At 55.8% G+C, this 20,261-nt stretch carries 18 protein-coding genes; 11 read left to right on the top strand and 7 right to left on the bottom strand.

Annotation, left to right across the window (positions count from 1 at the left end; translation table 11 throughout):
* Positions 1–60: 60 nt before the first annotated feature.
* Complete coding sequence (gene polA, locus B9Z42_RS06655) at positions 61–2,871, bottom strand: DNA polymerase I (RefSeq protein ID WP_100132562.1); 2,811 nt, start codon at positions 2,869–2,871, stop codon at positions 61–63.
* 125 nt (positions 2,872–2,996) lie between these two features.
* Between polA and B9Z42_RS06650 the strand changes: the two genes are divergently transcribed.
* Positions 2,997–3,974 (top strand): homoserine kinase, encoded by a 978-nt coding sequence (locus B9Z42_RS06650; RefSeq protein WP_100132561.1) that lies wholly within the window; start codon positions 2,997–2,999, stop codon positions 3,972–3,974.
* Between the two features lie 3 nt (positions 3,975–3,977).
* Positions 3,978–4,754 (top strand): BPSS1780 family membrane protein, encoded by a 777-nt coding sequence (locus B9Z42_RS06645; protein ID WP_100132560.1) that lies wholly within the window; start codon positions 3,978–3,980, stop codon positions 4,752–4,754.
* A 46-nt stretch (positions 4,755–4,800) separates the two neighbouring features.
* On the opposite strand, the gene B9Z42_RS06640 is transcribed toward B9Z42_RS06645, so the two are convergent.
* A complete protein-coding gene (locus B9Z42_RS06640; protein WP_100132559.1) occupies positions 4,801–7,185 on the bottom strand; it encodes a UvrD-helicase domain-containing protein in 2,385 nt (794 codons plus the stop codon).
* 139 nt (positions 7,186–7,324) lie between these two features.
* On the opposite strand from B9Z42_RS06640, the gene B9Z42_RS06635 reads away from it, so the two are divergent.
* Positions 7,325–8,302, top strand: coding sequence for a GMP reductase (locus B9Z42_RS06635; RefSeq protein WP_100132558.1), 978 nt, complete (start codon positions 7,325–7,327; stop codon positions 8,300–8,302).
* 101 nt (positions 8,303–8,403) lie between these two features.
* On the opposite strand, the gene B9Z42_RS06630 is transcribed toward B9Z42_RS06635, so the two are convergent.
* Complete coding sequence (locus B9Z42_RS06630) at positions 8,404–9,267, bottom strand: alpha/beta hydrolase (protein ID WP_100132557.1); 864 nt, start codon at positions 9,265–9,267, stop codon at positions 8,404–8,406.
* Entirely contained in the window at positions 9,264–11,438 is a 2,175-nt protein-coding gene (locus tag B9Z42_RS06625; RefSeq protein ID WP_100132556.1) for a TonB-dependent siderophore receptor, read from the bottom strand. The genes B9Z42_RS06630 and B9Z42_RS06625 overlap by 4 nt, the downstream gene beginning before the upstream one ends.
* Positions 11,439–11,510: 72 nt before the next feature.
* Here B9Z42_RS06625 and minC point away from each other — a divergent pair, with 72 nt between their 5' ends.
* From minC to minE, 3 genes are read left to right on the top strand one after another with little or no spacing between them, the layout of a single operon-like run.
* Complete coding sequence (minC, locus tag B9Z42_RS06620) at positions 11,511–12,269, top strand: septum site-determining protein MinC (RefSeq protein ID WP_100132555.1); 759 nt, start codon at positions 11,511–11,513, stop codon at positions 12,267–12,269.
* A 39-nt stretch (positions 12,270–12,308) separates the two neighbouring features.
* Positions 12,309–13,124, top strand: coding sequence for a septum site-determining protein MinD (gene minD / locus B9Z42_RS06615; RefSeq protein ID WP_100132554.1), 816 nt, complete (start codon positions 12,309–12,311; stop codon positions 13,122–13,124).
* 3 nt (positions 13,125–13,127) lie between these two features.
* Positions 13,128–13,385 (top strand): cell division topological specificity factor MinE, encoded by a 258-nt coding sequence (gene minE, locus B9Z42_RS06610; RefSeq protein ID WP_100132553.1) that lies wholly within the window; start codon positions 13,128–13,130, stop codon positions 13,383–13,385.
* Between the two features lie 107 nt (positions 13,386–13,492).
* Here minE and B9Z42_RS16340 read toward each other — a convergent pair whose 3' ends face one another.
* Complete coding sequence (locus B9Z42_RS16340; protein WP_199171996.1) at positions 13,493–13,663, bottom strand: hypothetical protein; 171 nt, start codon at positions 13,661–13,663, stop codon at positions 13,493–13,495.
* A 97-nt stretch (positions 13,664–13,760) separates the two neighbouring features.
* Here B9Z42_RS16340 and B9Z42_RS06605 point away from each other — a divergent pair, with 97 nt between their 5' ends.
* The 3 genes from B9Z42_RS06605 to B9Z42_RS06595 are packed head-to-tail and all read left to right on the top strand — an operon-like array spanning position 13,761 to position 15,247.
* The gene (locus B9Z42_RS06605) at positions 13,761–14,366 is read left to right on the top strand and encodes a hypothetical protein (protein ID WP_100132552.1); all 606 of its coding nucleotides are present in this window, start codon (positions 13,761–13,763) and stop codon (positions 14,364–14,366) included.
* A 35-nt stretch (positions 14,367–14,401) separates the two neighbouring features.
* Complete coding sequence (locus B9Z42_RS06600) at positions 14,402–14,620, top strand: SlyX family protein (RefSeq protein ID WP_100132551.1); 219 nt, start codon at positions 14,402–14,404, stop codon at positions 14,618–14,620.
* Positions 14,621–14,647: 27 nt separating this feature from the next.
* Positions 14,648–15,247, top strand: coding sequence for a 2-hydroxychromene-2-carboxylate isomerase (locus B9Z42_RS06595; protein ID WP_100132550.1), 600 nt, complete (start codon positions 14,648–14,650; stop codon positions 15,245–15,247).
* An 88-nt stretch (positions 15,248–15,335) separates the two neighbouring features.
* Here the strand turns inward: B9Z42_RS06595 and B9Z42_RS06590 are convergent, their stop codons facing one another.
* Positions 15,336–17,243 (bottom strand): DEAD/DEAH box helicase, encoded by a 1,908-nt coding sequence (locus tag B9Z42_RS06590; protein WP_100132777.1) that lies wholly within the window; start codon positions 17,241–17,243, stop codon positions 15,336–15,338.
* 235 nt (positions 17,244–17,478) lie between these two features.
* Positions 17,479–18,063 (bottom strand): oligoribonuclease, encoded by a 585-nt coding sequence (orn, locus tag B9Z42_RS06585; protein WP_100132549.1) that lies wholly within the window; start codon positions 18,061–18,063, stop codon positions 17,479–17,481.
* A 54-nt stretch (positions 18,064–18,117) separates the two neighbouring features.
* Between orn and B9Z42_RS06580 the strand changes: the two genes are divergently transcribed.
* Both B9Z42_RS06580 and rsgA read left to right on the top strand, forming a co-directional pair.
* A complete protein-coding gene (locus B9Z42_RS06580; RefSeq protein WP_100132776.1) occupies positions 18,118–19,374 on the top strand; it encodes a M48 family metallopeptidase in 1,257 nt (418 codons plus the stop codon).
* The gene (gene rsgA / locus B9Z42_RS06575; RefSeq protein ID WP_100132548.1) at positions 19,371–20,258 is read left to right on the top strand and encodes a ribosome small subunit-dependent GTPase A; all 888 of its coding nucleotides are present in this window, start codon (positions 19,371–19,373) and stop codon (positions 20,256–20,258) included. Before B9Z42_RS06580 ends, rsgA begins: the two co-directional genes overlap by 4 nt.
* The last annotated feature ends 3 nt before the right edge of the window (positions 20,259–20,261 follow it).

The following is a 20,261-nucleotide window of genomic DNA, read 5'->3' as shown; positions in this document are numbered from 1 at the left end:
CGACAAACACCTGCTTGAGAGGCTGTGCGAAAGCCAACTGGCAACGACTATGGATGAACCTTAATGCGCCTTGTCCCAGTTCGGCCCAACCCCCACCTCAGCCAACAACGGCACTTTCAGCTGCGCCACGTCAGCCATTAGGCGTGGCACTTCGGTTCGAACCCATGCCACTTCTGATTCGGGCACTTCAAACACCAGTTCGTCGTGCACTTGCATGATCACTTTGATGCCGCGTGGCTGGGCGTCTAGGGCTTTTTGCACGGCCACCATGCTCATCTTGATGAGGTCGGCGGCTGTGCCTTGCATGGGCGCGTTGATGGCGGCGCGCTCTGCGCCTGCGCGGCGTGGGCCGTTGGGGCTGTTGATTTCGGGCAAGTACAAGCGACGGCCAAACACCGTCTCTACATAGCCTTGTGCTTTGGCTTGTTCGCGTGTGTCGTCCATGTAGCGCTTCACGCCCGCGAAGCGTTCAAAGTAACGGGTGATGTAGTTCTTGGCCGCGCTGTTGTCGATGCCCAGCGCTTTGGCCAAACCAAACGCGCTCATACCGTAGATGAGGCCAAAGTTAATGACCTTGGCATAACGACGCTGCTCAGTGCTGACTGCATCCACACCCACGCCAAACACTTCAGCGGCCGTGGCGCGGTGCACGTCTAAGCCATCGTGAAAAGCTTTGACCAAAGCCTCATCACCACTGATATGAGCCATGATGCGCAGCTCGATCTGGCTGTAGTCGGCGCTGGCAATCACGCAACCCGCAGGGGCCACGAATGCTTCGCGCACTTTGCGGCCCTCTGCCGTGCGAATAGGGATGTTCTGCAAGTTGGGTTCGTTGCTCGACAAGCGGCCGGTCACGGCCACGGCCTGCGCGTAGTGCGTGTGTACGCGGCCTGTGCGTGGCACAGCCATTTGTGCGAGTTTGTCGGTGTAAGTGCCTTTGAGTTTGCTAAGACTTCGGTGCTCCAAAATTTTGGCAGGCAGCGGGTAATCTTCGGCCAATTTCTCCAGCACTTCTTCGTCGGTGCTGCGAGCGCCAGTGGCAGTTTTTTTGATGACGGGCAAGCCCAGTTTGTCAAAGAAGATTTCGCCCAATTGCTTAGGGCTGGCCAAGTTAAAAGGCTGGCCTGCAATTTCATACGCTTCAGTTTCTAGCTGCACGATGCGCTGGCCCAGCGCGTGGCTTTGTGCGGCCAGTGTGGGCGCGTCAATCAACACGCCGTTGCGCTCGATGCGATACAGTGCTTCGCTGCTTTGAATTTCAAGGTCGTAGATGAAGCGCAGTTTGTCGTCGGCTTGCAAACGCGGCCAAAGCACGTGGTGCACGTCTAGCGTCATGTCTGAGTCTTCGCACGAGTATTCGGTGGCACGCGCCACGTCCACTTGCGAGAACGGAATTTGGTGTGCGCCTTTGCCGCACAGGTCTTCGTAACTCAAGCCTTTTCGGCCCACATGGCGCTCGGCCAAACTGGCCAGGCCGTGTGGCTTGTGCACTTCCAGCACATAGCTTTGCAGCATGGTGTCGTGCGCGTAGCCCTTGACCTCAATCCCGTGGTTGGCCATGACATGGCGGTCGTATTTGATGTGTTGGCCCAACTTCTGAATGGCTGGGTTGTCAAACCAAGGTTTGAGTTTGGCCAGCACTTCGTCGATAGGCAATTGGGTGGGCGCATCGCCGTAGCTGTGGGTGAGCGGGATGTAGCAGGCTTCGCCCGGCTTGACCGAAAAACTCAAGCCCACAATCTCGGCACGCATGGCGTCGAGTGAGGTGGTCTCGGTGTCAAAAGCCACCAGTTCGGCGGCTTGCAATTTGGCCAGCCACGCATCAAAGGCTTCCCACGTCAGCACGCAGTCATAAGCTTTCTCGCTGACTGACGAGACGGTGGGTTCGGGTTCATCGAACAAACTCAGGTTGGGCTCGAACTTGGGCTTGGCCGCCGCTGCTCCGCCGCCGCTTGATTCACCGCCTGCTGCGCTTGCCGCATCGCCAGCTTCACCTATGGCGCGGGCCAAACCTTTGAAGCCATAGGTTTCGTAAAAGGTTTTGAGTGCAGGTTTATCGGGCTCGGCCAAGTGCAGCGCATCGAGTGCGGGCAAGTTGGGCACGTAGGCGGACAAATCGCAATCGGTTTTCATGGTCACCAATTGACGGCCTGTGGGCAGCCACTCAACGGCTTGACGCAAGTTCTCGCCCGCCACGCCTTTGATGGCGCTGGCGTTTTGCAGCAAGTTGTCGAGCGAGCCGTATTCCATCAGCCACTTGGCGGCGGTCTTGGGGCCGACCTTGGCCACGCCGGGCACGTTATCGACCGTGTCGCCCACCAAGGTTTGGTAGTCAATCATCAGCGACGGGGGCACGCCAAACTCAGCGGTCACGCCAGCCACGTCGCGCTTCTTGCCGTTCATGGTGTCGATGATGGTGATGTGTTCATTCACCAATTGGCTCAAGTCTTTGTCACCACTCGACACCACCACCGTCACGCCTTGCTCGGCAGCGGCTACGGCCAAGGTGGCAATCACGTCGTCGGCCTCCACGCCCGGCACATCGAGCACGGTCCAACCCAACATGCGCACCATGGCGTGAATGGGTTCGATTTGCGAGCGCAAGTCGTCAGGCATGGGCGAGCGGTTGGCTTTGTAGGCGGGGTACATCGCGTCGCGGAAGGTGGGACCTTTGGCGTCAAACACACAAGCGGCCAACTGGGTGGGCACCTCTTTGCGCAGGGCCTGCATCATGTTGATCATGCCGCGGATGGCCCCTGTGGCGGCACTCGTTGGGTCGCCTGGCACAGCGCGCAGGTCGGGCATGGCATGGAAGGCGCGGTAAAGGTAGCTGGAGCCGTCGACCAGCAACAATGTTTTGGATTCACTCATAGCAGCCAATTGTGCCGTGACAAAAAAAGAAACGGTCGTTTTGGACGCGCGCCGCTGAGCACGCCCCGCAAAGGGTGACAAACGTGCAAACTACAATGTGCGAACTTTTTAATCCCTTGGTTGTCATGGCTGTTTTTACCGAAGTTCCCGAGTCCTCCGCGCAAGAACTGCTGTCCCAACTCAGTCTTGGGTCGTTGGTCGAACTCAAGGGCATCCAAGGTGGCATTGAGAACACCAATTACTTTCTCACCAGCAGCGAAGGCCACTACGTGCTGACGCTGTTTGAGCGCCTCACGCATGAACAACTGCCGTTTTATCTGCACCTAATGAAACATTTGGCGCAAGGCGGCATTCCAGTGCCCGACCCCGTGTCTGACAAAAACGGCGACATCTTGCTGACCGTCGAGGGCAAGCCCGCCGCCGTGGTGAACCGCCTCAAAGGCCAGAGCGAACTCAGCCCCACCCCCGCCCATTGCGCCGCCGTGGGCGACATGCTGGCCCGCATGCATTTGGCAGGTGCCGACTACAAGCGCCAGCAACCCAACTTGCGCGGCTTGGCTTGGTGGAACGACACCGTGCCGGTGGTGCTGCCCTACTTGGACGCCTCGCAAGCCGCGCTGATCCAAACCGAGCTGGCGTACCAAAACCACATCGCCGCCTCATCGGCCTACACCGCCCTGCCCCGCGGCCCAATTCACGCCGATTTGTTCCGCGACAACGTGATGTTTGATGGCAGCGCTGAGGCCCCCAAGCTGAGCGGCTTTTTTGACTTTTATTTTGCCGGCGTGGACACCTGGCTGTTTGACGTGGCGGTGTGCCTGAACGACTGGTGCACCCACCACGCCGAAGACATCCTCGCCGACGGCACACACGACGCCTCCAAAGCGCAAGCGCTGCTGGCGGCCTACCAAGCCGTGCGCCCCTTCAGCGCCGCTGAACGACAGCTGCTCAACCCCATGCTGCGTGCCGGTGCACTGCGCTTTTGGACCTCACGGCTGTGGGACTTCCACCTCCCCCGCGAAGCCAGCATGCTGAAGCCCCACGACCCCACGCACTTCGAGCGCGTTCTGCGTCAGCGCGTCGCGCAACCTGTCACACTCTGAACCATGAAACTCAACGTCGTACCGGCCAGCACAGGCAAGCTTTGGGTCCGCCAAGGCATTCGCATATTTTGGAAACAGCCCATTGCTTTGAGCGGCTTGTTCTTTATCTTCATGGCCATCATGTCGGTCTCCTCGTTGGTGCCCTTGGTAGGCAGTTTTGTAGCGCTGGCCTTGTTACCTGCGGCCACACTCGGTCTGATGGCCGCGACCCGCGAGGTGGATTTGGGCAAGTTCCCCATGCCCGCGATCTTGGCGGTGGGCTTTCGTGCGGGCAAAGAGCGCTTGCGCGACATGCTGGTGTTGGGCGCGCTCTACGCCTGCTGTTTCATCGGGGTGATGGGCGTATCGGCCTTGATGGATGGCGGCGACTTTGCCAAGCTGTATTTGATGGGCGGCACACTCGATGCCGACACCGTCATGAAGCCCGAATTTCAAAACGCCATGTGGCTGGCGCTGCTGTTGTACATGCCCATGTCTGCCGTGTTTTGGCACGCCCCAGCACTCGTGCATTGGCATGGGGTACCAGCCACCAAGAGCTTGTTTTTCAGCGCCGTGGCATGCCTCAGCAACTGGCGTGCGTTCTTGGTGTTTGGGTTGGTGTGGTCGGTGATTTTCTTGGCTACCGCCTTGATCATCACGCTGTTGTCAGGCTTGATCGGAGACGGTGACTTTGCCGCTTTGACCTTGCTGCCCGCCATGCTGATGTTGGCGGCCATGTTTTTTTGTTCGACCTACTTCAGTTTCAAAGACTGCTTCACGTCCGACACGCTTTACGCCTGAGGTGCGCCGCGTCAAAAAGCACGGCCTGTTCTGACCGTGCAGCACCTCATCCAACCTGCGTCAACTTGGCCACACTCAGCGCCAACCACTTGACGCCGTGTCGCCCAAACTTCACTTGCGCACGGGCGTCGTCACCCACGCCTTCGATGCTGAGCACAGCCCCCTCCCCAAATTTGGCATGAAACACCTGCACACCGCTGCGCACCCACGCGTTGGGGCCGCTGCTGACTGGTGCAGCACGTTGCGTCACGGGGGGCGGCGCTGCCGCCGTGGCCGCACCGCCGCCCCAGGGGTTGTTCGACCAGCCTGATTGGTTTTGCCACGCATCGCGGCGCGAGGGCTGGGCATCGGCAAAGGCTGAACGAGCCGGCGTGATCCACTTGAGCGCGTGCTCAGGCAACTCGTCAAAGAAACGGCTCTTGATGTTGTAACGCGTCTGTCCGTGCAGCATGCGCGTTTGCGAGTGGCTCAGATACAAACGACGGCGCGCACGGGTGATGGCCACGTACATCAAACGACGCTCTTCTTCCAAGCCCTCGTAATCGTTCATGGAATTTTCATGGGGAAACAAGCCCTCTTCCATGCCGGTGATGAACACGCAATCGAACTCCAAACCTTTGGAGGCATGCACCGTCATCAGCTGAATAGCGTCTTGCCCCGCTTGGGCTTGGTTGTCGCCCGACTCCAAGGCGGCGTGCGTCAAAAAGGCGGCCAAGGGTGACAAGGTTTCGCCTGTGTCGGCATTGATCATTTGGCCGTCCACAGGCAACGCCACCGCCTCGCGGCCAAAGCCTTCTTGCGTGACGAAGCTCTCTGCCGCGTTGACCAATTCTTGCAAGTTCTCTATGCGGTCTTGGCCTTCGCGCTCAGACTGGTAGTACTCAATCAGCCCCGAATGGTCCAGCAACAACTCAATGATCTGGCGCAAGTTTTTGCCCTGCGTTTGCTCGCGCAACACATCCAGCTTGGCCACAAACGCGCTCAAGTTGGCACCCGCTTTGCCTGCCACGGCCGTGACGGCATCGTGAATCGGGCAGCCCATGGCACGGGCAGCGTCTTGCAGTTGCTCAATGCTGCGTGCGCCAATGCCACGCGGCGGGAAGTTGACCACGCGCAAAAAGCTGGTGTCGTCGCGCGGGTTCTCTAGCAAGCGCAAATAAGCCAGCGCGTGTTTGATCTCGGCACGCTCGAAGAAGCGCAAACCGCCATACACGCGGTACGGCATGGCGGCGTTGAACAAGGCCGTTTCAATCACCCGACTTTGGGCGTTACTGCGGTAGAGCACCGCGATTTCGGTGCGGTGTTGAATGCCTTGTTGACCATCGCCGTTTTGGCCATCACGCAGCAGTTGCTTCATCTCCTCCACCATCCACTGGGCTTCGGCCAAGTCGGTGGGCGATTCGTAAATCCGCACGGGTTCGCCCGCGCCTTGGGTGGTGTGCAGGTTTTTGCCCAAGCGGGTTTTGTTGTGGCTGATCAATGCGTTGGCACTGTCCAGAATATTGCTGTAACTGCGGTAGTTTTGCTCCAGCTTGATTTGGTGTTGCACGTCGTACTCGCGCACAAAGTCGGCCATGTTGCCCACGCGTGCGCCGCGGAAAGCGTAAATGCTTTGGTCGTCATCACCCACCGCCAAAATAGAGCCTCCGCCTTGGCCCACGGGGCCTGCGAGCTGTTTGAGCCAGGCGTATTGCAGCTTGTTGGTGTCTTGAAACTCATCGACCAAGATGTGCTGAAAGCGGCGACGGTAGTGCTCGCGCACGGGTTCGTTGTCGCGCAGCAGTTCGTAAGAGCGCAGCATGAGTTCGCCAAAGTCCACCACGCCTTCGCGCTGGCATTGGATTTCATACAGCTCGTACAGCTCTACTTTTCGGCGGGTGTCGGGGTCGCGCACGTCGACGTCTTTGGGGCGCAGGCCGTCTTCTTTGCAGCCGGCAATGAAACGCATGGTTTGCTTGGGCGGAAAGCGCTCTTCGTCCACCTGAAACTGTTTGCTCAAGCGCTTAATGGCACTGAGTTGGTCTTGGGTGTCCAAGATTTGAAAGGTCTGAGGCAAGTTCGCCATTTTCCAATGGGCGCGTAAAAAGCGATTGCACAGGCCGTGGAAGGTGCCCACCCACATGCCGCGCACATTGACGGGCAACATGCTGGAGAGACGCGTGAGCATTTCTTTGGCCGCCTTGTTAGTGAAGGTCACCGCCAACATGCCGCCGGGCGAAATTTGCCCGGTTTGCATGAGCCACGCAATGCGGGTGGTCAACACCCGCGTTTTGCCAGAACCCGCGCCCGCCAAGATGAGCGCGTGGGCGGAAGGCAAAGTGACCGCCGTCATCTGCTCAGGGTTGAGACCCTCTAGCAAGGGGGAAGAAAACGCGCCAGCGTGGGAGGGGGCCGAAGCCGATTGGGTGTCAAACCCATCAAAAGAGTGCATGGGAAGATTTTAGAGTTTAGAATCAGCCACCGGGCCCAAGATTCTTGCGCTCGGTTTTTTTATGCCTGCTATTTGCACCTGAAAAAACCGGCCAAGCCAAGCGCTCAATCTTCGAACGTTTTATTCTGGAGCTTGGGATATGGAAATTTTTGATTACGACAACATCTTGTTGCTGCCACGCAAGTGCCGCGTGGAAAGCCGCTCTGAATGCGATGCAGGTGTTGAACTCGGTGGCCGCAAGTTCCGCTTGCCCGTCGTTCCCGCCAACATGAAAACTGTGGTGGATGAAACCATCTGCCTGTGGATGGCGCAAAACAATTACTTCTACGTGATGCACCGCTTCGATTTGGACAACGTCCAGTTCGTGAAAGTCATGCACGCCAAGGGTGTGTACGCCTCCATTTCTTTGGGCGTCAAAGCACCAGACCGCGCCACGGTGGACACCTTGGCCGCTGCGGGCTTGACACCCGAATACATCACCATCGACATCGCCCACGGCCACGCCGACAGCGTGCGCGACATGATTGGCTACATCAAGGCCAAGTTGCCCAACAGCTTTGTCATCGCCGGCAACGTGGCGACACCAGAAGCTGTGATCGACCTGGAAAACTGGGGCGCTGACGCGACCAAAGTGGGTGTGGGCCCCGGCAAGGTGTGTATCACCAAGCTCAAAACTGGTTTTGGCACTGGCGGCTGGCAGTTGTCAGCGCTCAAGTGGTGCGCCCGCGTGGCAACCAAGCCCATCATTGCTGACGGGGGCATTCGCAGCCACGGTGACATTGCCAAGAGCATCCGCTTTGGCGCGAGCATGGTGATGATTGGTTCGCTGTTTGCTGGCCACGAAGAGTCGCCAGGCAAGACGGTTGAAGTGAATGGCGAGTTGTTCAAAGAGTATTACGGCTCGGCCTCTGACTTCAACAAAGGCGAGTACAAGCATGTGGAAGGCAAACGCATTCTCGAGCCCGTCAAAGGCAAACTGGCCAACACGCTGATTGAGATGGAGCAAGACGTGCAAAGCTCCATCAGCTACGCCGGCGGCACCAAGCTGATGGACATCCGCAAGGTGAACTACGTCACTTTAGGAGGCGATAACGCGGGTGAACATCTGTTGATGTAAATCTCGCGATGCGGCCAGATTTCGGCCCAACTAAAAAGCCTGTCTGCGTGATGCATGACAGGCTTTTTTGTTGCGAATGCGCAATGTATGGCTGCGAAGACTTACCGGCGCAGTAATTTCAAGGCCAGCGTATGCAAGTGATGGCCAGGCTGGGCCAGTGCTTCGACGATGCTGAAATGCTGCAAGTCAGGCAAAGCCTCAGCCACGGGCACACGCTTTTTACCCCACGACTTTTGCATCAACAGGTTGTGACGCAAAAACTCTGGGCTTTCTAGAGCGCCGACCAAGGTGTAGAGCTTGCCCTCTAAGGGTGCAGGCATCCAAGCTGGGCTATTGCTAACAGCGACATGCTCCGTCAGACGCAAGCTGTCGGTCAAAAACGGCGTGGCGCGCACCGACTCCAACTCATACAAACCCGACACCGACATGGCGTGCGTGGCCAAATTTTTGGGTAAATCTGGGGCGTAGGCTTGCCAATCGCAGGCCAAAAGCTGCGTGGCCAAGTGCCCGCCAGCGGAGTGGCCAATCAGGGTAATGCGGCTGGGGTCACCGCCAAAGCGGTGGATGTTGCGCCACACCCAGGCCACGGCCTTGACCATTTGGAGGCTTATCTGCGAAATCGTCACCGCAGGACACAAGGCGTAATTGGGCAGCACCACACAGGCACCCTCTGACGTGAAGGCAGGTGCCACGAACGAATGCTCGGACTTGTCCAACGAACGCCAGTAGCCGCCGTGGATGAACACCACCACAGGCGCACCCGCTTTGGGTGAAGGCGCTGAGGTTGGAAAAATGTCCAAGCTTTCGTTCAAGCCTTGGCCATACGCCACGTCTTCAAAATAGCGGTGTTGTGCACGGGCTTGAGCCGATGCCTCTCGCCAATGTGCAAAGTGCGCCTCGTGCTCGGGCACCAAGGCACGGTTGTTGTACATGCTGTCATACCAAGCGCCGTCGCGTTGCGTCATAGTTTTTTCTCCAAAAGAATTTGTACGTTGGTCCAGGTGCGGTTTTGGGTCAGACTGTTTTCAACCACGCCGTTGCCTCTGTACCCGCTGCCGGTGTTGTAGTTGCGCGGGTCCAGGTTGCTCAAGGTCAATCGCCATGCGGTTTTACTGTCAACGCGCCACAAGCCATAAAGGTCCATCACACGTTTTTGTGAAAGGGTGGTCAGTTGCTCTGCACTCAAACGGGTGGTGTAACCCGGGTTGTAATTGACGTTGCCGCCAATGGTGAGGGGTACCGTTTTCAACCGATAGTCGGCGCCCAAATTGGCGGTCATGGTGGGCTGCTGATCGAGGCGGTTGTCCGGCCCCATGATGCTGAGCACGCGTGAACGGTAAAAGCTCAGGTTGTTGCGCAAGTCAATGTGCGGGGCATCGGCTATCCACTGGTCCATGCGGAACTTGGCTTCTAGCTCAACGCCTTCGGTCACGGCTTCGCTGATGTTTTGTGGGCTGGACAGCCAACGACCACTGCTTTCTTGCGTAATCACATTGCGAATGAGATTTTGCACACGGCGGTGAAATGCGCTGGCACTCAACACACCACCTTGTGGCAAGTATCGCTCGACGGCCACATCCAAACCCGTGGCCACTTCGGGCTTCAAGTTGGGGTTACCCGACACATCAGGATTGGTGGCGCTGTTGTCATCACGCGTGTAGGTGCGACGCGCCAACAAGGTGGGCATGCTGGGCGTTTTAAAACTGCGCGTCAGGCTCATGCGCACTTGGTCGCGGCTGTCTGGGTTAGGTCGCCACATGGCATGGAGCAGAGGCGTGAACACGCTGTTGTGGTTGCTCACGTTGCCAGCGGATGTGCTGCCTTCGGTCGTCAACCCCTCGTAACGAGCGCCAAGATGGGTAGACCAATGGGGCGTCAGTTGCCACTCGTCCTGAGAATACATGGCGTAGCGCATGGAGCTGGCTTGATAATCCGCGTTACCCGAAACGCTAGGCCCGACTTGGTAGGTGCCCACGATCGACTGCGTACGTCGCACGGACTCGGCTTCAGCCCCACTCACCCACTGGTGCCCACCGCCCATCACATTGGTGTATTTGCCACTGAGATTGGCTGAGCGATCTTGAACGTGGGAGTTTTCAGACAAGCTAGGTAGCAATCGAGTTGCGGTTGATGTTTGCTGAAATTCGTTGTGGCTGTTCCAGCCACCCACATTGAATTTCCATTCCATGTTGCTGTCTGCCGACAACTTTCGTCGCCACTGGCCGTTGAGGCGAGCAACAGCAAAGTGGTTTTGGTTTTCATTGTTAGCCGTGGCTGAGCCAACGGCCGTGGACGGATTGGTTGAAGTTTGAGTGGCCTGGATCGTTCCAGGTGTTGTGCCTTGTGATAGCGCAATAAATGGCATCAACGTGAAAGTCTCACCGGGATCACCCTTGAGTTGTAGACGTGCTGTTGCATTCATGCCTTCACGTCCGTAATGGCTATCGCTCACGCGTCGACGTTGTGTGGTGTAGGCGTTATTTCCAATGCTTTCTGTGCGTGATAAATCATTCTCGCTGTGGTCAGGTGCCGCATAACGGTTGACCGACAAGGTGTAGTTGGCGGTCCATTTTTCAGCGTCGTGGTACTTGACCAACGATGCGCTAGGCGATGCATAGCCACCTTGAAACGATGAGCCCGCTTTCAACTCGGTGGGCATGCCTTTGCGGCCTTCACGCGTGACGATGTTGATGGTGCCCGCAATGGCTTGTGCGCCCGTCTCGGCCGTGGGTGCGCGGTAGATTTCGACACGCTCAATCATCTCCGGCGTGAGTGACTCCACACTGAAGCCCGGTGGCACGCGTTGGCCATCGAGCAAGATTTGTGTGTAGCCTTGGCTCAAACCTCGCATGCGAATACCGCCACCGCGACCAGGCGCTCCGCCCAAAGTGATACCCGGCATGCGCTTCAAAATTTCGCCGAGGTTGGAGTCGCCCTGTCGCTCAATTTCTTCGCGACCAATCACAATTTTGCTGGCCGTCGATTCGCGGCGTTGCTGCGTGTCGTTGTCGCGGCCGCTAGTCACGTCTACACGGCCCAAGTCTGCGGTGGGTGCCGTTTGTGCCATAACCGCCACAGCGGTAAAGACCCAAGGAAGCGTGGTGACAAAACGACGTGCAAAGTGTGATGGATTCATATCAAAAAGTTTAATAGGCCCAACAAGACCTTGCCGTGTAAAGTTCACCTTTTATTTTCTGCCGGTCTATCCATGAGCCAAGCCTCTGTGCCCCACGCCTACGAGATCAAAAGTGCCACCCTGCCTTTGGTCGCTTTTTTGCTCAAAACACCCGACACCGCGACGCTGACAGCCGATTTAGCGCGCCGCCTGGGGGCAACCCCCGACTTTTTTGACAACGACGCAGTGGTGATTGATTTAAGCGGCCTCGTTGACCCAGACCAAATTCTTGACTTGCCCGCTGTTTGCGCCTGTCTTCGCACGCACCGCTTGGTGCCTGTGGCCGTACGCGGCGCCAATGCATACCAATTAATTAACGCCAACGCCGCAGGCTTGTTTGAAGCGCGCGACGTGAACGTGCAAATACCTGCGGCGCAGCGCGTTGAGACCGTGGTGCAAGAGGTGATTCGCGAGGTCGAAGTGGTTCGCGAAGTGGTGCGAGAAGTGCAAGCGGCCAGTCTGCCCGCGATGGTGATCGATAAACCCCTGCGATCAGGGCAGCATGTGTATGCCAAAGGCCGCGACTTGGTGGTATTGGCCATGGTTAACCCGGGTGCTGAAATCATGGCGGATGGGCACATCCATGTGTACGCGCCATTGCGCGGTAAAGCGATTGCGGGTGCGCGCGGTAACACGCAAGCGCGCATCTTCACATCTTCCTTAGAGGCCGAACTGGTGTCGATCGCGGGCACTTACAGAACCAGCGGCGACTCACCGCTGCCCAAAGAACTGACAGGCAAACCCACGCAGATCAGCCTGCAAGATGACAAACTCATCATGCAAGCACTGTAAAATTGAAAAATTGATATTTCGAACAAATTAGGGCTTTTCATGGCAAAAATCGTTGTGGTGACCTCTGGCAAAGGCGGCGTGGGCAAAACCACGACCAGTGCCAGTTTTTCCTCTGGCCTCGCATTACGAGGCTTTAAAACAGTGGTCATCGACTTTGACGTGGGTCTGCGAAACCTCGACTTGATCATGGGTTGTGAGCGTCGCGTGGTGTATGACTTCATCAACGTCATCAACGGCGAAGCCACGCTCAACCAAGCATTGATCAAAGACAAGCAGTGCGACAACTTGTTTGTGCTGGCTGCCTCTCAAACACGTGACAAAGACGCCCTCACCAAAGAAGGCGTCGAGACCGTGCTCAAAGAGCTGGCGGGCATGGGCTTTGACTACATCGTGTGTGATTCACCTGCGGGCATTGAAATTGGCGCCATGATGGCCATGCACTTCGCAGACGAAGCATTGGTGGTCACCAATCCCGAAGTGTCTTCCGTGCGCGACTCAGACCGCATCTTGGGCATGCTCAGCAGCAAGACACAACGCGCCATTGACGGCGGTGAGCCCATCAAAGAACACCTCTTGATCACCCGCTACAACCCCAGCCGCGTGGAAGAAGGCCACATGCTGTCGTTGGAAGACATCCAAGACATTTTGCGCATTCCATTGATCGGTGTGATTCCTGAATCAGAAACCGTGCTGACCGCCTCAAACCAAGGTTTGCCCGCTGTGCATCTGGCCAATACCGATGTATCCGAAGCCTACAAAGACGTGATCAGCCGCTTCTTGGGTGAACAAGTGCCCATGCGTTTCACTGAACACGTCAAGCCAAGTCTGCTGAAACGTCTTTTCGGCGGGAAATAAGCCATGTCACTTTTGTCTTTTTTACTCGGCGAGAAGAAAAAAACAGCGAGCGTTGCCAAAGAACGTTTGCAGTTCATCCTGACCCACGAGCGCACAGGTCTCAATCCGCAACCTGACTACTTGCCAGCCTTACAACGCGATTTGGTGGCGGTGTTGTCCAAATACGTGAACATCAATCCCAATGACATCAAGGTCAACTTGGAGCGTCACGGCAACCTTGAGGTGCTCGAGGTGAAGATTGAGCTGCCGGATGCGGCTTGAAGCTGCTTAGTACAACCTGATCACCTTAGGCGCAGCTTTCTGAGCGCCCACAAAAAAGCGACCTGAAAAGGTCGCTTTTTTTATGGGTCTTCGCAGACTCGGACGAATTAACCGCCTTTAGAAGAACGCTTGCCTGGGTTCTTTTTGCTACGCGTTGCAACACCACGCTCCAAGCTGATGCGCTGACCTTTGCCCATTGTTGGCAACGAGGTGCCAGGCAAAGCGATAGGCTTAGGTGAACGCTTGCGATCCGCTTCGGTGACGATTTTGTTTCCCATGAGATTTCCAAATAAAAAGTTAAAGCCCCTAATTAGGCCACATGTGCCTGCTATTTTAGCCCGAGCCGACTCATAATGACTTTGAATCGAGACCTTTATGAACCCAAAAATCGCAGAATTGTTAGATCGCATCGGACAAATGGAGTCCGAAATCGAGCAAGTCATGAAAACGCGACGTGCCGAATTGCAAGCGGATTTCGAAGAGAAACGAATTCAGTTCGAAGCAGAGATCTTGGCCCAACACAAGCGCTTTAAAACGGGTTTGCTGCACTACATGCTGAGTGCCAACTGGCTCAGTGTGTTGACAGCACCCGTGATTTACAGCCTGATTTTTCCCATGCTATTGCTGGACATCGCCGTCACGATTTATCAACACATTTGCTTTCGCGCCTATGGCATCACACGCGTGGTGCGCAGTGATTATTTTGTGTATGACCGCACCCACCTTGCCTATTTGAATTTGATTGAAAAAATCAACTGCGCCTATTGTTCTTATGGCAACGGCTTGATGTCGTACGCTCGCGAAGTGGTGGCCCGTACCGAGCAATACTGGTGCCCCATCAAACACGCACGCAAGCTGTTGGTGGCTCACCCCTACTACACCGGCTTTGTCGATTACGGGGATGCTGAAGGCTACCAACGTGAACTCGAAAATCTGCGAGCCAAACTTGCAGCCATGGGCCCAAGGGATTCGCACAAGTGACGAGAAGAAGCGCGGGTTTGATGTCCAATACAGCCATGGAAACACACACAGCCATTGACCAGCGCTTGATGGACCTTGAAATCAAGGCCAGTTTCACCGAAGACTTGGTGGAACAATTGAACCAAACCATTTTTCGCCAACAAGAACAAATTGATGCCTTGCTTCGCGAGGTGAGCCAATTGCGCTTGCAAACCCCCGACGGTGGTAGCGGTTCATTTCGTAGTTTGCGCGACGAATTGCCACCCCATTACTGATCATTTCTTTTGAACCTTCCCTGATCTATGCAACACACCATCGATTACTACTTCGCCGCACAAAGCCCTTGGGCCTATTTGGGTCATCAACGCATCTGGAATTTAGCAACCCAAGCCGGTGCCACGCTGCACGTGATGCCCGTGGACTTCGGCCAAGTTTTTGCCGTTTCTGGCGGACTGCCCTTGGGTAAACGTGCACCACAGCGCCAACAATACCGGCTGCTGGAGTTGGCGCGGTTCAGCCAAGCACTGAACATGCCCCTGAATGTCGAACCTCAATTTTTCCCGGTGGCAGGCGACGATGCTTCACGCGTCATCATTGCGGTGAATCAGCAGCACGGTACGCAAGCCGCCATGGCTTACACAAGTGCCGTGTTTCACGCCGTTTGGGTGCAACAACGCAACATCGCCGATGCACAAGTACTCACGGAGTTGCTGCACGAATGTGGCCTAGAGGCCCGCTGCATGGCCAACGCACAAACCCCTGAAGTTCAGGCCATATACTCGCACAACACGCAGCGAGCGATTGATGCACATCTCTTTGGCGCCCCCAGCTATGTGGTCGATGGCGAGATGTTCTGGGGTCAAGACCGCTTAGATTTTGTGGCCCGTAAACTGGGGGTTTAACGGTTAACCAAAAAAAAGACGTTCAAACCAATGCCGTACACATGTGTGTCGTGCATTGGCTGAACGTCTGGTTCAGCCGAGCTGAAAATTAACGCGGTGTGCGAGGCTTAGGTGCACGCTTCTTGGCGTCAAAGCTACCAAACGACTTGCCAGCTGGACGTGGCGCCTTGTCAAAAGGCGTACGGCCTGCCTCAAACGGGGCGCGAGGGCCACGAGCGGGTGCACGGTCTTCAAAACTACGGGGGCCCGATGGCTGACCAAAGTTTTGGCCGCCGCCACGTGGAGCGCCTTCGCCAAAGTTGCCGCGAGGGCCGCCTTGACGGGCGTCAAAGTTGTTTTGACGTGGCTCGAATGACTGAGGTTTGCGGTCGTCGAAACGTGGCTCTGAACGACCTTCAAAGCGTCCTTCCGAACGGCCTTCGAAGCGTCCTTGACCTTCAAAACGACCACCACCGCCGCCGCCAAATTTGCCGCCGCCACCGAAGCTGTTGCCACGACCGCCGCCACCGCCACCAAATTTGCCACCGCCGCCTTTGCGGTCGAAATCACGACCACCGCGTTGTTCAACACGTTGGGTAGGCTCCATGCCTGGAATCACTTCAGCCGTGAACTGCTGGCGTGTATAGGCTTCGATGTCATAAATTTTGCGCTTGTCGCGGAACTCGGCCAAAGTCACAGCCAAACCATCACGGCCCGCACGACCAGTACGGCCAATGCGGTGGGTGTAGTCCTCAGACTTCATGGGCAAGCCGAAGTTGAACACGTGTGTGATGGTGGGCACGTCAATACCGCGAGCTGCGACGTCGGTGGCCACCAAGAACTGCACTTGACCTTGGCGCAAAGCCATCAAGCGACGGTTACGCAAGCCTTGGCTCAACGCACCGTGCAAAGCCACAGCCGAGAAGCCTTCTTGTTGCAAGTCATTGGCCAAGCCGTCACACTCGATTTGGGTGCTGGCGAAGATGATGGCTTGGTTGATCGTGGTGTCACGCAACAGGTGGTCCAACAAACGGCGCTTGTGTTGTGCGTTGTCCGCCCAATGCAAGATTTGACGAATGTTGCTGTGCTTCTCTTGGGGCGAGTCGATTTGCACGCGTTGGGGTTGACGCATGACGCGTGTGGCCAACTGCTGAATGCGCGGCGCAAACGTGGCGCTGAACATCATGGTTTGCTTGCGGTCAATGGTGAGCTGATTGATTTCAGCCAAGTCGTCCGAGAAACCGAGGTCCAACATGCGGTCGGCTTCGTCCACCACCAAGAACTGAACTTGGTCCAGTTTGATTTGCATGGAGCGTTGCAAGTCCAACAAGCGGCCAGGTGTGGCAACCACCAAATCGGCGTTTTGCAGTTTGGCAATTTGCAACTGGTAAGGCATGCCGCCCACCACGTTGGCAACGCGCAGACCGCGGCAATGTTGCACTAAGTCGATGGCGTCGTGAGCCACCTGTTGGGCCAATTCGCGGGTTGGGCAAACGATCAAAGCGCCAGGTGTTGGGGCTTTGAAGTTGCGTGTATTGGTCGGGTCTTTGCGCTTGGGGCGCTTAGGCGCTGGCTCGCCTTTGGCTTCTGCATCAGCGACAGCGGCTTCAAACTCGGCGCGCTCTTTGGCTTCAGCTTCTGCTTGTTGCTTCAACAAGGTGTGCAACACAGGCAACAAGAATGCAGCCGTTTTACCGCTACCTGTTTGGCTAGACACCATCAAGTCGATGAAACCAGCTTTGGCATCTGCATTGTCGTTTGGCAAAGCCAAAGGAATGGTTTTTTGCTGAACGGTGGTGGGTTGGGTGTAACCCAAGTCTTTCACCGCTTGCACCAACTGGGGTGCCAAACCTAGCAAGACGAAACCGTTAGGAGCTTCGGGTTGCTCAACAACTGCTTCAGCTTCAGCGTGAACCGCTTCTGTAGAAATAGTTTCAGAAGAGATGGCTTCTGGAGCGGAAATAGAAATAGTTTCGGCAGGCGCAAATTCGCCTGTCACATTTAAAGTGTCAGTCATGATTTTTTCTCGCACGTGAGCGCCGCAGGTTGTGCGGCTGCTCCGTTCTAGGTTAAAAAACATCAACCATCAAACGGAACCTGCTCTGACCCGTCTAGGGTTTTTTCAGTGCTTGGGACTCATTTGGCGAGCCCGATGAATGAAGGTAGATGTACAAATTCACTACTCTGTGTAGTGAAGCCTTGGATTATGGCACAAATTCGGGTTTCTACCTAATCACTATAAAACTTGAAGGTTAATCAAGCTTCAAGAAATTTTCGCGGTAGTAAAGCATCTCATCAATGGACTCATGAACATCGGCCAACGCCGTGTGTTTTTGCGCCTTCTTGAAGGCTTTTTGGACCTCCGGTTTCCAACGACGTGCCAATTCTTTCAGCGTGCTCACATCCACGTTGCGGTAATGAAACCATCCCTCTAATTTGGGCATGTATTTGTTCAAAAAACGACGGTCTTGACCAATGGTGTTGCCACACATGGGAGATACGCCCTTGGACACATAAGGCTTCAAGAATGCAATCAGCTGTTCTTGCGCTTGCTCTTCGGTGATGGTGGAGGCTTTGACTTTGTCGATCAAACCACTTTTACCGTGTGTTCCTTTGTTCCAAGCATCCATCTTGTTGAGGACCTCATCACTTTGGTGAATGACAAAAACCGGCCCTTCAATGCGGGTAACTAAATTGGGACACGTCACGATTACAGCGATTTCGAGCAAACGTTCGCGCTCAGGCTCAAGACCCGACATTTCGCAATCAAGCCACACCAAATTCATATCGGACTTGGCAAGTTTGGGGACAACAGGGAGGTTGGTAGTTTCAGACATGTGGAAGATTGTCGCCCATCACTCACGACGCTTCATCTAAACTCAGCCCCCATGATGAACCCCTCTTTTGCGATGACCGTATCTCTGGCGCTCTTGCTGGTTGCCAACTTGCTCACCAAACTCTGGCTCAGCGGCCGTCAAGTGCGTCATGTGGCACAGCACCGCGCCCATTTGCCAGCAGCTTTCGCACACACCATCAGCTTGGAAGCCCACCAAAAAGCGGCCGACTACACCCTCGCCAAATCCCGCGTTGCCATGCTGGATATGGCTTTGGATGCCGCCATGCTGTTGGGCTGGACGCTTTTGGGCGGACTTGATTTACTGAACCAAGTGACCCTGAATGTCATGGGCACTGGCTTGGCGCAACAAGTCACTTTGGTCGTTGGTTTTGCACTCATCGGCGGACTGATTGGTTTGCCTTTGTCTCTGTACCAAACATTTGGTGTTGAACAGCGGTTTGGTTTCAACCACACCACGGTGCGCTTGTGGCTCAGTGACATGCTCAAGGGCTTGTTGGTAGGCGCAGTGCTTGGCCTGCCTATCTTGTGGCTGGTCTTGTGGTTGATGGACACGGGTGGCTCGCTTTGGTGGCTGTACACCTGGGCTGCGTTGGTGGCTTACCAGCTCTTGGTGATGTGGATTGCACCGAACTTCATCATGCCGCTTTTCAACAAATTCACACCGCTCGAAGACGACACCTTGAAAGCGCGCGTGACCGCGTTGATGGACCGTGCTGGCTTCAAAGCCAAAGGCTTTTTCGTCATGGACGGCAGCCGCCGTTCAGCGCACTCCAATGCATTCTTCACTGGTTTTGGGGCCTCCAAGCGCGTGGTGTTCTTTGACACCTTGCTGGCCAAACTCAATGGCGACGAAATGGAAGCGGTGCTGGCACATGAACTGGGTCACTTCAAACACCGACACATTTTGAAAATGATGGCCACGAGTTTTGCCATGAGCTTGGCTGGCTTGGCATTGCTGGGCTGGCTTTCCCAACAAATTTGGTTTTACACCGGCTTGAGCGTCACACCGAATTTGACGGGCGGTAACAGTGCTCTGGCCTTGCTGCTGTTCATGCTGACGCTGCCCCTGCTGACCTTCTTCATCTCACCGTTGTCGGCGCGACGATCACGTCAATTTGAGTTTGAGGCAGATGCCTACGCAGTCGCAAACAGCCAAGCCAGCGCTTTGAGCAGCGCCCTTCTCAAGTTGTACCAAGACAATGCAGCAACGCTCACGCCAGACCCTTGGTTTGTCGCGTTTTACTACTCGCACCCACCTGCTGCGCAGCGCTTGGCGCGATTCAACGCATGAAACAAACCGGTTTAGTGGTGGCGAGCCACGGCCGTCACTGTGTGGTGGAAACACCCGACGGCGAGCGACGCATTTGCCACCCACGTGGCAAAAAAAGTCAGGTGGTGGTGGGCGATCGTGTGCAATGGCTGGCCAGTACCGACGAAGGCACGATTGAAAAAGTCGAGCCACGCAGCAACTTGTTCTACCGACAAGACGAAATTCGCACCAAGTCGTTTGCCGCCAACCTCGATCAAATTTTGATCTTGATTGCTGCGGAGCCCGAGTTTTCTGAAATGCAACTCACACGCGCCTTGATCGCGGCAGAAGCGGAACACATCACGCCCTTGATCGCGCTCAACAAACGTGACCTAAAAATCCCTTTTGATCGCGCCTTGGCAAGGTTAGAACCTTATGCGCGCATGGGCTACACCGTGCTTTCTCTGGGCCTCAGAGACGCAGACTTGGGCGATTTATCTGAACGGTTAGATCACAAAACCACTTTGGTCCTCGGCCCCTCAGGCACCGGCAAAAGCACCTTGATCAACCAACTTATTCCCGATGCCAATGTGGCAACGGGTGAAATCTCGCATGCCCTAAATTCTGGCCGACACACCACGACCTCCACCACTTGGCATTGGGTCGATGCAGAGCGAACGACGGGTTTGATTGACTCACCGGGGTTTCAAGAATTTGGCATGCATCACATTGATGCCATGCAGCTGGCTGCTTACATGCCGGACTTCAAACCGCATGTGGCGCATTGCAAGTTTTACAACTGTTCGCATTTGCACGAGCCGGGCTGTGGCGTCCAAGCCGCTGTGACGGCAGGCGAAATCACAGCGTCGCGTTACAAACTCTATGGTTTGCTGTTTGCCGAATTGACGCAGCCTGCCCACTACTGAAGC

Origin of the sequence: Limnohabitans sp. B9-3 (assembly GCF_002778325.1) — a bacterium.
Lineage (GTDB): Bacteria > Pseudomonadota > Gammaproteobacteria > Burkholderiales > Burkholderiaceae_C > Limnohabitans > Limnohabitans kasalickyi.
This window is presented reverse-complemented; position numbering and strand designations above follow the sequence as displayed.

What these genes read in the sequence shown, in the direction of transcription:
- B9Z42_RS06630 (WP_100132557.1), bottom strand. Translation starts at nt 9,267, where the DNA reads ATGACGCAACGCGACGGCGCTTGGTATGACAGCATGTACAACAACCGT.
- minC (WP_100132555.1), top strand. Translation starts at nt 11,511, where the DNA reads ATGAGCCAAGCCTCTGTGCCCCACGCCTACGAGATCAAAAGTGCCACC.
- orn (WP_100132549.1), bottom strand. Translation starts at nt 18,063, where the DNA reads ATGTCTGAAACTACCAACCTCCCTGTTGTCCCCAAACTTGCCAAGTCC.
- B9Z42_RS06600 (WP_100132551.1), top strand. Translation starts at nt 14,402, where the DNA reads ATGGAAACACACACAGCCATTGACCAGCGCTTGATGGACCTTGAAATC.
- B9Z42_RS06605 (WP_100132552.1), top strand. Translation starts at nt 13,761, where the DNA reads ATGAACCCAAAAATCGCAGAATTGTTAGATCGCATCGGACAAATGGAG.
- B9Z42_RS06625 (WP_100132556.1), bottom strand. Translation starts at nt 11,438, where the DNA reads ATGAATCCATCACACTTTGCACGTCGTTTTGTCACCACGCTTCCTTGG.
- B9Z42_RS16340 (WP_199171996.1), bottom strand. Translation starts at nt 13,663, where the DNA reads ATGGGAAACAAAATCGTCACCGAAGCGGATCGCAAGCGTTCACCTAAG.
- B9Z42_RS06650 (WP_100132561.1), top strand. Translation starts at nt 2,997, where the DNA reads ATGGCTGTTTTTACCGAAGTTCCCGAGTCCTCCGCGCAAGAACTGCTG.
- rsgA (WP_100132548.1), top strand. Translation starts at nt 19,371, where the DNA reads ATGAAACAAACCGGTTTAGTGGTGGCGAGCCACGGCCGTCACTGTGTG.
- B9Z42_RS06580 (WP_100132776.1), top strand. Translation starts at nt 18,118, where the DNA reads ATGAACCCCTCTTTTGCGATGACCGTATCTCTGGCGCTCTTGCTGGTT.
- B9Z42_RS06635 (WP_100132558.1), top strand. Translation starts at nt 7,325, where the DNA reads ATGGAAATTTTTGATTACGACAACATCTTGTTGCTGCCACGCAAGTGC.
- B9Z42_RS06590 (WP_100132777.1), bottom strand. Translation starts at nt 17,243, where the DNA reads ATGACTGACACTTTAAATGTGACAGGCGAATTTGCGCCTGCCGAAACT.
- B9Z42_RS06640 (WP_100132559.1), bottom strand. Translation starts at nt 7,185, where the DNA reads ATGCACTCTTTTGATGGGTTTGACACCCAATCGGCTTCGGCCCCCTCC.
- polA (WP_100132562.1), bottom strand. Translation starts at nt 2,871, where the DNA reads ATGAGTGAATCCAAAACATTGTTGCTGGTCGACGGCTCCAGCTACCTT.
- B9Z42_RS06645 (WP_100132560.1), top strand. Translation starts at nt 3,978, where the DNA reads ATGAAACTCAACGTCGTACCGGCCAGCACAGGCAAGCTTTGGGTCCGC.
- minE (WP_100132553.1), top strand. Translation starts at nt 13,128, where the DNA reads ATGTCACTTTTGTCTTTTTTACTCGGCGAGAAGAAAAAAACAGCGAGC.
- B9Z42_RS06595 (WP_100132550.1), top strand. Translation starts at nt 14,648, where the DNA reads ATGCAACACACCATCGATTACTACTTCGCCGCACAAAGCCCTTGGGCC.
- minD (WP_100132554.1), top strand. Translation starts at nt 12,309, where the DNA reads ATGGCAAAAATCGTTGTGGTGACCTCTGGCAAAGGCGGCGTGGGCAAA.